This window comes from Bacillus sp. NSP9.1 (genome assembly GCF_000465465.2).
Taxonomy (GTDB): Bacteria; Bacillota; Bacilli; order Bacillales; family Bacillaceae; genus Bacillus; species Bacillus sonorensis_A.
Genome location: NZ_CP048273.1, coordinates 1,004,691 through 1,018,056, shown reverse-complemented (window position 1 = coordinate 1,018,056; position 13,366 = coordinate 1,004,691). Strand labels below are relative to the sequence as shown.

Sequence of the window (13,366 nt, the reverse complement as noted above, 5' to 3'; positions counted from 1 at the left end):
TTCTTTCTCCTTTCATTCATATGCCAGCTTGTATAAAACATCGGACAAGAGCCGGATTCCCGAATCAAGATCATTGGAGGATGTCCACTCCTCGGGGGAATGGCTGATGCCGTTTTTGCTTGGAACGAACAGCAGCGCCGTCGGACAGTGCGCACCAAAAATCTGGGCGTCGTGCCCCGCTCCGCTCACCATTTCCTGATACGTGACATGCGCATTCTCGGCCGATTGTTTCGAGATACGGATCAGCTCCGGGTCCATCATAACGGGCTTCACATTCGTCGTTTGCGAGACGTCGACCTCTATGCCCCATTCTTTTGACAGCTCTCTGAAGAACGCAAAAATATCCTCGCAATATTGGACCAAAACCGCTTCATTATGATGGCGGATATCGAGCGAAAAAACGGCTTCGCCCGCGATTACATTCGGCATGTTCGGCTTCGCTTCAAGCCGGCCGACGGTCGCTGTTAGGAGCGGATCGACGGCATTCGCCTTCTTTGTCAGATAAGAAATGCATAGTGCCGAAAATGCCAGCGCATCCTTCCGCACATTCATCGGTGTCGTTCCGGCATGGTTGCTTTGACCCTTGACTGTCACGGTATAGCGCTTTTGACCGACAATGTCCGTCACAATTCCGATCTGCCTGCCGCTCGCCTCAAGAATGCCGCCTTGTTCGATATGAAGCTCGATAAAACATTCGGCATCATGTCTGAAAGGCGGCCTGTAATGTCCATTCCCAAAACCGCAATCCTTCATCGCCCGCTCAAGCGGGATTCCGTCCCGGTCAAAAACAGGCGGAGCGTGACAGCAATCAAACAAACCGGTGATGTTTCCCGATCCCCAAAATGTCAGAGGAAAACGGCTCCCTTCTTCCTCACACAGCGATACGGTTTCAATGGTCGTTTTCGGCGGCCCGTATGTATCGAGGAGTTTTTTTGCCGCAAACAGGCTGGCCAAAACCCCGTATGCTCCGTCAAATTTCCCTCCGTTTGCGACCGTATCGATATGCGAACCGGTCAATATCGATCTCTTCTTCTCGGTTCCTTCTATTCTTCCAAACAGGTTGCCTGCGTCATCAAAATAAGCGTCCATCCCAAAGCCTTCCATCATCTTCTTTAGAGCATGCTGGGCGTTTTGCCACGGCTCGGAGTATAGAAGCCTTGTCACGCCCCCTTCCCCGCTTTTTCCAAATGAAGCAAGCCAATGGATCATGTCTTCAATTCTGTCCGATGCGCTCCCGTCGGTTATATGCGTATCAATGGTCATGAAAGAAGCTTCCTTTCTTTTTCTCGTTATATTTCTTGACAACTTCCTATCTAAAATCTAGTTTACTGTTAATATAAAACATATACATCGGCAGATTTGTCACAAATCCAGTATTTTTTTGTTGATGTTGACTAATAAGGAAACAGCCGTTTACGAAAAAGGAGGTCTAATGCAGCAATGAATATTTTTGAGATCTTGGAGCTTCCCGTTTTTAAAGGAGCAAAACTCGCCGCCGGAGAATCGGGCGGTTTCAGACAGATTGAGCACATTAACATGATGGATGCCCCCGACATTGCCGATTTTTTGCATCAGGGTGAGCTTCTGGTGACGACCGCTTATCACATCAAAGACCACCCGCAATTATTAAAGGATTTGATCGAAAAAATGGTCAGACGCGGATGTGCGGGACTGGGCCTTAAAACGAAGCGCTTTCTGCAGGAAATTCCGGAAGACGTGATCAAACTTGCCGATAAAAGGGCTTTTCCGATTATTGAATTAAGTGATAACGTCCGCCTCGGAGACATTGTCAATCATACATTGAGCCGCATTTTAGATAAACGGACGGCAGAGCTTGAACAGGCGATTAAAGCGCAAAAGCAATTTACAAGCCATATTATGAGCGGAAAAAGCGTTCAGTCCCTTATAAAAAACATCTCCATTACGCTGAATCTGCCCGTTCTGCTTTTAAACCGGCACCTCAAGCCGGCCGCTTCCTCAAAAGCAGGGATGTGTGAGGCGCCTCCGCTTTATGAAGGTCTTTTCCAAAGAAACAGCAAAACGGCATTTACATGCTTTTCAACCCTTTCCAAACGACAAACCTTTTCGGTATTTCCGATTTATACTCATGAAAAAAAATGCGGATTTCTGGTCGTATGCGGGATGATTCCCATAGAGGACAAAGGCTTGCTTTTAACGATTGAACAAGCCGCCAATGTGATCGGCTTTGAACTGATGAAAGAAAACGCGCTAAAGCAATATACGAGAAGAGCGCGCAATGAATTTTTCAGCAATTTTTTAGAGGGCTCCTTTTCTTCGCCAGCGGAAATCAAAAACCGGGCCAAGGAATTCAAGCTGAAATCGGATCAAAAATATGTATGTATCACCGGCAAATTGGACCGCAAAGAACAGGCGGTGAGCTTCACTGAAAACCAGCTTGAGTCAGACAGCGTGTTTGAGTGTCTTGAAGAAGAGCTGGCCGATTTTCCATTTCCGCCCCACCTTTTCACGAAAGGAAATATGTGTGTCCTGCTCGCTGAGGGAACCGACAGCTGGGCTGAAATGAACGCAGCGGTCTGCGGTTTTTTAAGGCGGTTTCAACAGCTCTGTGCCAAGCATTTTCAGCGAACGATTTCTTTCGGGATCAGCAACCTCAGCCATCAGCTGCTCGATGTTCCCGGCATCTTCAAAGAAGCGGTCGACGCCCTTCATTCCGGACACCTTTCCGGAAGCACCGAATTCATCCAGACGTATCATACGAAAGATGTCTCAGAGCTCTTAAGGATGGTTCCCATTGATGACTTGAAAAAATTTTATACATACACACTGCAAAAACTGGCGAACCTGCCCGGCGATGATCATGGGCTCCTTCATACATTATCCGTTTATTTGGAAACGCACTGCCAGATTTCCGAAACGGCCAAACGCCTTTATGTTCATCGAAATACGGTCATCTACAGGCTTGAAAAATGCGAAGAGCTGCTCGGGAAAAGCCTGAAAGATGCAGATACAACGCTTCGCTTGAGGCTGGCGCTGAGAATTCAAATGATGCTTGGATTGTAAGAAAATCTAACGTTCTTTGAAACAATCATTACTCAGTGCCCGGGGGACCTTTTGATTCGGACATGATCAGGGCGCTGTATGGGCGACCATTACAGCGCAATTGTCGGCCATGATTTCGCTGCATTTCCCGCTGAAACCGCAGCATGTTTCCGCAGGTCGCGACCATCATCGGCCACTCTCGGGGCTCCATCTGATATCGACAGATTTAAAGAATCAGACAGACAATAATGCAAGAGATTGCAAAATATATACCCATTTCCCGATCGCGATTAAGTGGTTTTTCCAATAAAAAACAAATGATATACTACAGGGACCGACTCTTAAAAAATTCCCGAGATTTGTTGGTTTCATATGTATGCTGCCGAGAATACATATGAAGGAAGGCGATTCGAACCATACCAAATATTTCTAAAGGGAGGCGGCACAGTATGTTTTCTTTCTGGCTGACCACAGCTTTTCTCGCCGCTATCATTTTCAGAATATCCTTTATATTCCGGAAAAAGGAATCCCCATTGCAGTACGCAATTCCGTCAGGTGTCATGACGCTCGGCATCATCAGTTTGATCATCGGCGGTTGGGAGGGATGTACATCGGCGGCATCAGCACATCCATCTTCCTGTCATCGGTTATCGCATTGCTTTTGATATGCGTTTTCGGATTGCTGAAGGAACAAGATTAAACGAAAACAGCGGGGCTGCTCCGCGCTTTTTCACGACCAGCCGGCAGCATGGGCAATCATTAAGAAAACAACAGCCGCTACCATCCAGATACAAAAAAGCGGAAGGATGAATTTCACCCAGCGATTCCAGGAAATACGGCTGACAGCAAGCGTCGCCATAAAGTAGCCCGATGTCGGAAAAAGGATGTTTGAAAAGCCGTCGCCGAATTGGAAGGCCAGTATCGCCGTCTGCCTCGTCATGCCGACGATATCAGCCAAAGGCGCCATGATCGGCATCATGATTAAAGCCTGTCCGCTTCCGCTCGGCACGAAAAAGTTAAACAGCATCTGTGTCAACAGCATGGCTGCAACGGTCAAATAGGAAGGAAGCTGGGAAACGGCATGTGACAGCCCATAAACAATCGTGTCCATAATCTGTCCTTCATTCATGACGACCGCGACCCCTCTGGCGATCCCGCAAACCATTGCGCCGATGAGGACTTCTTTAAATCCTTCATTGAAAGATTCGGCAATGTCTCTTGCACTCATTCCGGCAATACATGCCGGAATAACGGCGAGCGCTAGAAAATACCCCGACATTGTCACCATGTCCCACCGGAAGGTAATCACACATCCGATCAATCCGGCAAACAAAATGAGTGCCGCGGTTCCGGCCCATTTCACCCGTTTGCCCGATTTAAAAGCGGACACCGGTTCAGCCGCCTCCATTCCTGTTAAGCTTTTTTCCGGATTTGCTTTGACCTTTTCTCCATATGCCAGCACATAGATGGCAGCAAGCGCCGTTATGACAAGAAAGATGACCGCTCTGTACCCCATGCCGGAGTAAAGAGGCAGGCCCGCAATCGTTTGCGAGATGCCCACTGTGAAGGGATTTGTCAAGGCGCTCGTAAAGCCGGCAATCGTCCCGCATAACGCGATTGCTGCCGCGGTCATCCTGTCGTATCCGAAAGACAGCACAAGCGGCAGAATGACAGGGACATAAACGATTGACAGTTCAGGTGTCCCGATAAAACAGGCGATACCTGAAAAAACGAAGATGAAGACTGGAATAACAAAAACCGGCCTTCTGCTGAAGATGCCCGCCAGCAAGCGGACGCCTATTTCAATGACCGACGCTTTTCGCAAAACGGCAAATACACCGCCGACCATAAAGGTAAAGACGATGATCGGAGCGGCTTCCGTCATCCCTTTCGGAACCGCGGACAAGAGCGACAGCACATCGACCGGAGTCTGTTCAACCCGTTTGTATGATCCGGGATCAATCATTTCCCTGCCATCCGGACTTTCCACTCTTTGATATTCCCCTGCAGGCACCAGGTATGTCGCAAGCGCCATCAATCCAATCATGACAGCGAGGATGACATAAATATGGGGAAACTCATGTTTACGCTTCTCATTCTTTTTCAAATCCCCGCGTTGATAGGCCGGCATTCCCATTTTGATCCTCTCCTTCATCCAATGTGAGCTTTTTTCACATCTTAAATGAACCCAGAAACCGTTCGCATTGAAAGATCATCCGAATCCAAGAAGATTTTCAGTTAAATTATCTAAAAAACGCGTTTTGATCCAGTTCATCGGCAGATTTTCTTCCAAAAAAACAAGCGTAAATCTCCACTATTCGTTTTTAGTATTTTCATGTAAAGTCATAAGAAAAAGAAGCAGATAAAAGGAGAGGTCTATATTGCAGCAATGGATTAAAGAAACGGCAAGAGGAAAAAGAGGCGCAAGGGATTTAACTTATGAAGAAGCCAAAGAGGCCGCCGAAGCCATCATGACAGGCAAAGCCACACCCGCCCAGACCGCCGCTTTTTTGATAGCGGAGCGCATGAAAACGGAGTCGGCCGAAGAGCTGCTCGCCTTTATTGAAGCCTTGAGAAATCACTCCAAACAACTGCCCATATCTCCGGAGATTCAAGAAAAGGTGATTGATTTTGCCGGTCCGTACACGGGAAGACATTCGTTTCTGGCAACGATTCCCATCTCGATTCTTCTCGCAGCAAACGGTCTTCCCTCATGTTTGCACAGCAGTGATTCCCTGCCGCCAAAATATGGGACAAGCATAAAGGAAGTCTGAACAAGCTGGGAATTTCCGCCGACGCTTGTCCCCGCCAGACGGCAAACACGCTTGAGGAGCTGTCAATCGGCTTCACTGCCGCTGAAAAGCTGTGCGAGCCGTTTTCCCGGATTCGGCAGATCCGCGAGGAAATCGGCGTCCGCACGATTCTGAATACAGCCGAAAAACTGATCAATTTTTCAAACTCAAAAAAACTGATGCTTGGCGCTTTTCACAGAACAGCCATTCAAAGAATGCACCCTGTGTTTCAGCATCTTTCATATCAGGAAGTGTTTATCGTTCAAGGGGCTGAAGGATCTGAGGATGTTCCCGTCCACCGGGGGAGCTTTGTGTTCACCATCAAAGACGGCGGGATCACTTCGTTTATTTTGCAGCCTGAGGAATACGGTCTCCATGTCGAGGAAAGCAGGCAGAACAAGCCCCTGTCAGCCGTCGAACAGGCTGAAAAAATCGAAGCCGTTCTCTTTGGGGATGATTCGGAAGATGTGGAATACGAAAGAAAACAGGTGATCATGAACGCGGCATTGCGCTATTTCTTATTCGGTTTTCATCCGACAATCGAAGAAGGCATCCGGACCGCAGAACAGCAGCTTCGAGACGGATCAGGTCTCAACATTCTGAGAAAATGGCAAGCTACATTTACAAGACGGTAAGAAAACCGTAATCAAAATGACATTTCCTTTTCATGAAAACAATGGATAATAAAAACAAATGAAAAGGAGGTTTCAGCCGATGATTCGCATGTTTGCCATTCCGCTTCTATTCATGTTATCAGCCGTTTTCCCCCCTTTTGAAAAAGCCGACGCCGCCCCGCTTTTTTCACTGCAATCTTCGCTTCAGCCATCCGGCGCTTTAGAGGATTATTATGAGAATGCTGAAGGGAAAACGGGAGCGGCGCTCAAACAAGCGCTCCACGAAACGATTGATCATCATACAGAACTTTCATACAGCGAAGTCTGGGACGCGCTGAAAACGACGGATGAAGACCCGGCCAATCCCCATCATGTCCTGCTTCTTTATTCCGGACAGTCCCGTTCTAAAGATTTAAACGGAGGAAATGTGGGCGACTGGAACCGAGAGCACGTCTGGGCTAAATCACACGGAGACTTCGGTACAAGCAAAGGGCCCGGAACAGATTTGCATCACATCAGGCCAAGCGATGTGCAAGTGAATTCCGCCCGGGGCAACCTCGATTTTGATGAAGGCGGCAGCGCGTATCCTGGTGCCCCCGATAATTTTTACGACGGTGATTCATGGGAGCCGGACAGCCGGGTGAAAGGTGATGTCGCCAGAATGATTTTCTATATGGCCGTCCGATATGAAGGTGATGACGGACACCCCGATCTCGAAATGAATGATAAAACAGGCAACGGCTCCCTGCCTTTCCACGGCAAAATGGCAGTCTTATTGAAATGGAACCAAGAAGATCCTGTCGATGATCTCGAGAGAAGAAGAAACAACATCATATATGAACGATACCAGCATAACCGCAATCCATTCATTGATCATCCCGAATGGGCCGAAGAGATTTGGCATTAGACGTTGTCATCCGAGGGCGCTTACCGGGCGCCCTCTCTTTCTTAAACAATCTGTTTCCTCCCAGCAGATTTCCCCGTTAAACAGCAGGACAGCGCCATCCGAATCCGATATTCCCACATTGATCCACACCTTTGATACCCGATCATCATTTTGCAAACTTCTGCGTAGCCGCGAATTGTATTATAACGTAATAATACATTATAATAATGGTGAATACGTTAAGGAGGACTTCTATTTTGTTAAATAACGATAGTTCCAAACCTTTATACCTTCAGCTGAAACAAATCATCTCAGACGATATCAAGCGGGGCGTCTATTCTCCTTCCGAAAAACTGCCTGCTGAAAGCGAGCTTTGCCAGACCTATCAGGTGAGCCGGATTACAGTCCGAAAAGCGATTTCCGACCTTGTGGAAGAAGGCTATTTAACAAGGCAGCAAGGAAAAGGAACCTTCGTCAAAAGCCCGAAAATGAAACGGGAGCTTGTTGCCGTGGACGGCTATTCCGAATATATGATGTCGAGCGGAAAAAAGCCGAAGCATCAAGTCATTTCCGTGGAAACAATTACAGCTCCGGGGCACATCGCCAAGCGTCTCAAGCTGCCAATTGACAGCCCCGTCCTCGAACTGAAGCGGGTCATGTTCAATGATGATCAGCCGTTTACGTTTGAAATCACCCACTACCCGATCAGCCGGTTTCCTGATATCGGCCGATTCATCAGCGACTCTGTGTCCATGCATCACATTTTAAAAACAGAATACCAGGTCACTCCGGCCTACAATACGAAACTGTTAAACGTCGTGTTTGCAAAAGCGGAGGATAGCAAGCATCTCGCATGCGATATCGGGGATGCCCTCTTTGAGATTGATAAAGTCGCCTACTGCGCCCAAGACGATCCGATTTATTGTTCATTGTTTTTAATGCACACGAACCGTGTGACGTTTACGATTAACAGTTCTCATGAATGGGATTGATCCCGCAGTGTACACGGATGCCCGCAGCCGAACGCCCCATATGTCAGACATGTGTCTGCCGCCGCTTCGGCTGCATGCATGAGGGCTTTTTTGACATCCCGGCTTTTCAGATATGCCGTCAAAAATCCGGCGATAAACGAGTCGCCCGCTCCGAGCGTATCGACCGCCCGAACCGGAAAAACCGGCTGCTCGACGATGTTTCCTCCCCGGCCCAACACAGCACCCTTGTCCCCTCTTGTGACACATACCGTCTGCACGCCAAACCGGCTTGCATCGTCAATCAGCCTCAGACACTCCTCTTTTGTGAATCCGCTTCCTGAAAAGAAAGCATACGTCAAATAGGGACAAACACGTTCCATGTAAGCCCGGTCATGCTTTGTCGAAAAATCAAAAGACACCGGCGCAAGTCTGCTAAGCTCAAAAAGCGTCTGCTCCAACCGGCTGTACACGCTCGTATGAACGATATCATGGCTTTTGATCAACGCGGTGTCTTCATCGGTGAGCAACAAGCCGAGCTCAGATTGAATGCCGCCTTTGTTGGAGCGGACAAACACCCTGTCCCCCTGTTCATTGAGCTTGACGGCGGCCATTCCGTTTTGTCCGTGGGCCCGCCGGATTCTCGAGATATTGATCCCCTCTTTTTTGAGCACATTCAATACATGATCTCCGGCTTCATCAGTGCCGATAATCCCGATATATGCCGCTTCAGCTCCGGACCGCTTTGAGAGAACAGCGACGTTTAACGCATTGCCTCCGGGATAAAACATGTCCTGATCGATGTAATAATCAACGACATTGTCACCTATCGCAAGTATTTTCATCATCCATCCCCCATTATCCTTTTATGCTTCCTGCGGCAATGCCGCGGACGAAATACTTTTGCATCGCTAAAAACAGGATCACGATCGGCGCAGCAGAAATCGTCAAGCCGGCAAGCAGAACGCCCCAATCTGTGGCAAGAGCATCCCTGAATTGCATCAGACCGGCAGGAATCGTCTTCAAATTCTCATCATCAATAAAAATAATCGCAAACATGAATTCGTTCCATGTATGATAAGCCGTCAAAATCGCAGATGTCAGCAAGATCGGCAGACCCATTGGCAAGAAAATTCTGAAAAACACACCAAAGCTTGTGCAGCCGTCGATATATGCCGCTTCCTCAAGCTCTTTCGGAATCGCCAAAAAATACGAACGGATCAAAATGATGGTAAAAGGAATCCGATAAGCCGCATAAGGCAAGATCAGCGCCCAATACGTATTGTAAAGTCCGAGCGACTGAATGATGGAATAAAGGGGAACGATGCTGATCTGCGGCGTCAGCATCAGTCCGCCGAGACATAAAATAAAAACAGCCGATTTCATTTTAAATTCAAACCTCGCAAGGCCGTATGCCGCCCACGCGCTGACAAAGACGGTGATCACACACGTCAGAAACGTGACGATGACACTGTTCAAAAAATAAGCCGATATCCCTTGATTCCAAGCGGCCGCATAGTTTTCAAAATGCCATTCTTTCGGCAGCGACCAGCTGTGCTCGAAAATGTCCTCAGAACTTTTCAGCGAACTCAGCACCATCCACAAGAGCGGATAGCTGACAGCGGCCGTGTATAAAAGCAAATATAAGTATACGGCCGGCACACCGATATGGCGTTTCTTTATCCGGTATGAGGGTTTCGCCTTCCGGTTTGGAACTGCCCCGGACACTTCTATTTTCCCAGATGCCATCTGTTAATCCCCCTTTCCCGTTTTAAAAAGCCGCATTTGCATGACGGAAAGGCTGAGCGTGATCAGCAGAACAACGGTCGCAATCGCTGATGCATATCCCATCATATCCTGTGAAAATGCTTGCTTATACAAAAATGTCCCCAGCACCTCTGTGGCGTTTCCAGGGCCGCCGCCCGTCAAAATATAAGGTTCGTTGAAGACGGTAAAGGCACCGGTCAATGTCATCACGACGGCCACAAATGACATTTCCTTCGTCCCCGGGACAGTGATGGCAAAAAACGTCCTGATTTTTCCCGCTCCGTCCAGACGCGCCGCCTCATAAAGCTCGTCGGGGATTTTCTGAATGGCGATGATGTAGAGCATGGCGATATAGCCAACCGATTGCCACTGAGAAACAAAGATGACGGATAGCATCGCCGTTTCTTCATCGCCAAGCCAGGCCCTCGTCCATTGTTTCAATCCGGCGGCCTCTAAAAACTGATTGAGAAGGCCTGTCTCCGGATTGTAAATAAAAGTAAACAACAAGGCGATCACGGTCATGGAAATGACAACAGGGAGGAAAAAAACCGTTCTGAAAAAAGGAGCGTGTTTTCTGAAAAGCCGATCCTCAAGGATGGCGGCGGTAACCAGCCCGCCGCCGACCTGGAACACAATGGAGACCAGCGCATAAAGCGCATTGTTTTTCAAGGACTGATAAAATACCGGATCGCGAAACAGCTGGATGTAATTGCCGAAGCCGACAAACGCTTTTTGCGGTTCAAACGTGCTCCACTTAAAAAAGCTCAAGAATATGTTTTGCAGGATCGGATAATAAACAAACAAAAGAAAAAGCAATGCCGGAAACAAAAAAATGAAGGGAAGCCACCGATTTTGGTTCACCAAAGCGTTTCAGCTCCTTTGCATTAAGATTTTGCCGCTTTTTGCACCTCTTTCATCACCGCTTCAGGCGTCTTGTCACCGCTGAGCATCTGCTGCACGTTTGTTAAATAGGCATCAACGACTTGAGGATCTGTATCCATATCAAACCAAGGGACCATCCCTTTCGCTTCATTGAGGCTTTTGACGGCTTCGAGCTGGTTGGAATCCGCATTTTCCCGCTTGGCCGTTCCTTTGACTGTACTGAACTTGCCGACATCTTTGACGAGTTTTTCACCCATTTTTTTTGACGTCAAAAATTTCAGAAACGCCATCGCTTCTTGCGGATGCTTTGTGTTCGCCGAAATCATAAAGCCCTCGGGCGCACCTGTCAGCATCCCCGGTCTCCCCTTTTGCCCGGCTATGTCGGGAAACGGAAACAAACCGAGGTTGACAGTGTCATTGACCAGCTTAATTTCCGATGTCTCCGCATAAATCATTCCGGCTTTTCCGCTTTTAAACTGCTGCCTGACATATTCGTGATCGATCGAGTTGACGTGTTTTGAAAAATAAGGCGAAAGCTCCTGCAATTTGGATAAAGCCTCGACATATCCTTTATCCGTGAAAGCGGCATTTTTCGTATGATAATCTTTTTCTCTTGTTTCTTCATCGACAAGCTTTTGATTGAGTGTCGCAATATAGTGGGAGATGGTCCACGGCGCTTTCGTTCCGAAAGCGATCGGTGTATAGCCGTTTTCTTTTAATACTTTGCAGACATCGATGAGTTCGTCCCATGTTTTCGGAGGTGAAAGACCGAGCTTTTTGAATATATCTTTGTTGTAAAAAAGCTCTTTGGAGGCCATTTGCCACGGCACACCGTACCTCTTTCCTTGAACACTGAACGGTTCAATCTGAGATTTCAACAGCTGTGAAGCCCATTTCTGATCATCTTTGTAATAAGACGTGAGATCAAGCGCCCTCTCGCCTCTGATGATTTTCTTGGCAAACTCATCGCTCCAGGCAAAATAAATGTCGGGAGGCTGACTCGTCCCCAGCATGACTTTGATCTTATCTTTATAGGAATCATTCAGCACCGCTTCCGTCTGAATGGAAACATCGGGATGGCTCTTTTCAAATTCCTTGACCGCTTCTTCGAAAAAGCTTTTTTCAGGCTCCTTCGGCCAGCGATGGAAAAATTTCAGCGATACTTTCCCCGATTCTGTTCCCGAGCTTTGAAACCCTGAACAGCCGCTTGTGAGCAGCATGAGGAAAACGGCGGCAGCAACAAATACGCATCTCTTTTTCAATGGTATACCTCCTTTTCATTCGCTAAAAAGAAACCGGGTGACGGCTAAAGATCGGCCTCGCCGCCACCCGCGGCTGAAATAAGATGTTATATAATGTTATATCAATACTCGACTTTCCACATATACCGTCTCGTTGTCAGCGGATGATTCCGCGCTTCAGCGAGAGCATCGGCATACATCCGCAGCACCCGGTTGAGCACGAGCGGAGCGAGATATCCTTGCATATCTTCATTGATATTTGAAAAATCGTATGTCTTGGCGTCGAGCACAGTCAGCTTTTTGCCGTATCTCTTTGAAAAAGCAAGCGCCCGCTCTTCAAGCGGCCTTGTTTCGTCCAGACCGAGCAGAATGATAAACGGGACCGACTCATCAATGATTTCAAACGGCCCGTGAAAATATTCCCCCGCGTGAATCGCCTGCGAATGAATCCATTGCATTTCCATCAGGATACATATGCTGTAGGAGTATGCGACACCATAGTTCGCACCGCTCGCCAGCGTATAAATGACCTGTTCTTTTTGATGGGTTTTGGCGAATTGCTGCGCTTTTTCGGCTTCTTTTTGCAAAGCTTCTTCATATACGGCCTGAAGTTTGTCAAGTCCGTCGATCACCTGTTCAAACATTGCATGGTTTTCCAACACCCGCAACACACCGAAAACGATTTGATACAAAACGCCATAGTTTGTATTGATGGCCGCGGCTTCATCACCCCAGTCGTATTGCACGGCATATTGCGCCGCTTTGGCCAGCGGAGATGCCGGCTCAAAAGTCATGGCGATCGTCAGCGCGCCTTTATCCCTTGCAAAGCTTGCCGCTTTCACCGTTTCCGGCGTATTTCCGGAGTGCGAACACAAGATGACGAGCGATTTTTCTCCGAGCTGAACGGGATTGCGCTGGATGAATTCGTTTGAACTGTAGAGGTCAGAGCTGATGGATATGGATTCTCTGTCAAACACGTATTTGCTCGGATACATAATCGCCGAAGACCCTCCACAAGCAACAAAGAAGACATGATCAATCGTTTTTCCCTTCAAATCTTGCAAAAAACCTTGAACTCCCGGATTTACCTTTGCTGTAGCCTGACTCAAATCATTCACTCCTTGCTTTTATTATATAACGTTATATAACATTATATATTGTTATGTTAATAGGTAACCGTTGTGGCTGTCAATAT

13 protein-coding genes are annotated in these 13,366 nt (G+C 47.8%); 6 read left to right on the top strand and 7 right to left on the bottom strand.

Features of this window, described 5'->3' with window-relative positions; all coding sequences use genetic code 11:
- Positions 1-12: 12 nt before the first annotated feature.
- Entirely contained in the window at positions 13-1,263 is a 1,251-nt protein-coding gene (locus tag M654_RS04960; protein WP_026588653.1) for a Zn-dependent hydrolase, read from the bottom strand.
- A gap of 177 nt (positions 1,264-1,440) precedes the next feature.
- On the opposite strand from M654_RS04960, the gene M654_RS04955 reads away from it, so the two are divergent.
- Positions 1,441-3,042 carry a PucR family transcriptional regulator gene (locus M654_RS04955; protein WP_026588654.1) on the top strand — a complete coding sequence of 534 codons (1,602 nt, stop codon included), beginning with the start codon at positions 1,441-1,443 and terminating at the stop codon, positions 3,040-3,042.
- 428 nt (positions 3,043-3,470) lie between these two features.
- Positions 3,471-3,686 carry a YesK family protein gene (locus tag M654_RS04950; RefSeq protein ID WP_026588655.1) on the top strand — a complete coding sequence of 72 codons (216 nt, stop codon included), beginning with the start codon at positions 3,471-3,473 and terminating at the stop codon, positions 3,684-3,686.
- Between the two features lie 65 nt (positions 3,687-3,751).
- On the opposite strand, the gene M654_RS04945 is transcribed toward M654_RS04950, so the two are convergent.
- Positions 3,752-5,158 (bottom strand): YfcC family protein, encoded by a 1,407-nt coding sequence (locus M654_RS04945; RefSeq protein WP_026588656.1) that lies wholly within the window; start codon positions 5,156-5,158, stop codon positions 3,752-3,754.
- 244 nt (positions 5,159-5,402) lie between these two features.
- Here M654_RS04945 and M654_RS23790 point away from each other — a divergent pair, with 244 nt between their 5' ends.
- The 4 genes from M654_RS23790 to M654_RS04930 all read left to right on the top strand — a co-directional run bounded on the left by M654_RS23790 (position 5,403) and on the right by M654_RS04930 (position 8,305).
- Complete coding sequence (locus M654_RS23790; protein ID WP_035428464.1) at positions 5,403-5,795, top strand: hypothetical protein; 393 nt, start codon at positions 5,403-5,405, stop codon at positions 5,793-5,795.
- Complete coding sequence (locus M654_RS23785) at positions 5,768-6,448, top strand: hypothetical protein (protein WP_328700282.1); 681 nt, start codon at positions 5,768-5,770, stop codon at positions 6,446-6,448. The genes M654_RS23790 and M654_RS23785 overlap by 28 nt, the downstream gene beginning before the upstream one ends.
- A gap of 79 nt (positions 6,449-6,527) precedes the next feature.
- Positions 6,528-7,334, top strand: coding sequence for an endonuclease I family protein (locus M654_RS04935; protein WP_026588657.1), 807 nt, complete (start codon positions 6,528-6,530; stop codon positions 7,332-7,334).
- Positions 7,335-7,570: 236 nt separating this feature from the next.
- On the top strand, positions 7,571-8,305 hold the full coding sequence (locus tag M654_RS04930; protein WP_026588658.1) for a transcriptional regulator FrlR: 735 nt from the start codon (positions 7,571-7,573) through the stop codon (positions 8,303-8,305).
- Here M654_RS04930 and M654_RS04925 read toward each other — a convergent pair.
- The 5 genes from M654_RS04925 to M654_RS04905 form a co-directional block, all read right to left on the bottom strand.
- Positions 8,290-9,126: a PfkB family carbohydrate kinase gene (locus tag M654_RS04925; protein WP_026588659.1), complete on the bottom strand. Its 837-nt coding sequence runs from the start codon at positions 9,124-9,126 to the stop codon at positions 8,290-8,292. The two genes, M654_RS04930 and M654_RS04925, sit on opposite strands and share 16 nt — an antisense overlap.
- A 13-nt stretch (positions 9,127-9,139) precedes the next feature.
- Positions 9,140-10,030 carry a carbohydrate ABC transporter permease gene (locus tag M654_RS04920; RefSeq protein ID WP_026588660.1) on the bottom strand — a complete coding sequence of 297 codons (891 nt, stop codon included), beginning with the start codon at positions 10,028-10,030 and terminating at the stop codon, positions 9,140-9,142.
- Positions 10,031-10,033: 3 nt separating this feature from the next.
- A complete protein-coding gene (locus M654_RS04915) occupies positions 10,034-10,912 on the bottom strand; it encodes a carbohydrate ABC transporter permease (RefSeq protein WP_026588661.1) in 879 nt (292 codons plus the stop codon).
- 20 nt (positions 10,913-10,932) lie between these two features.
- Positions 10,933-12,150 (bottom strand): ABC transporter substrate-binding protein, encoded by a 1,218-nt coding sequence (locus M654_RS04910; RefSeq protein WP_372708722.1) that lies wholly within the window; start codon positions 12,148-12,150, stop codon positions 10,933-10,935.
- Between the two features lie 143 nt (positions 12,151-12,293).
- Positions 12,294-13,280 carry an SIS domain-containing protein gene (locus M654_RS04905; protein ID WP_026588663.1) on the bottom strand — a complete coding sequence of 329 codons (987 nt, stop codon included), beginning with the start codon at positions 13,278-13,280 and terminating at the stop codon, positions 12,294-12,296.
- Positions 13,281-13,366: the final 86 nt, after the last annotated feature.

Bases quoted from the DNA above. Each gene is read 5' to 3' on its own strand.
- M654_RS04960 (WP_026588653.1), bottom strand. From the start codon at position 1,263: ATGACCATTGATACGCATATAACCGACGGGAGCGCATCGGACAGAATT.
- M654_RS04955 (WP_026588654.1), top strand. From the start codon at position 1,441: ATGAATATTTTTGAGATCTTGGAGCTTCCCGTTTTTAAAGGAGCAAAA.
- M654_RS04950 (WP_026588655.1), top strand. From the start codon at position 3,471: ATGTTTTCTTTCTGGCTGACCACAGCTTTTCTCGCCGCTATCATTTTC.
- M654_RS04945 (WP_026588656.1), bottom strand. From the start codon at position 5,158: ATGGGAATGCCGGCCTATCAACGCGGGGATTTGAAAAAGAATGAGAAG.
- M654_RS04935 (WP_026588657.1), top strand. From the start codon at position 6,528: ATGATTCGCATGTTTGCCATTCCGCTTCTATTCATGTTATCAGCCGTT.
- M654_RS04925 (WP_026588659.1), bottom strand. From the start codon at position 9,126: ATGAAAATACTTGCGATAGGTGACAATGTCGTTGATTATTACATCGAT.
- M654_RS04920 (WP_026588660.1), bottom strand. From the start codon at position 10,030: ATGGCATCTGGGAAAATAGAAGTGTCCGGGGCAGTTCCAAACCGGAAG.
- M654_RS04910 (WP_372708722.1), bottom strand. From the start codon at position 12,150: ATGCTGCTCACAAGCGGCTGTTCAGGGTTTCAAAGCTCGGGAACAGAA.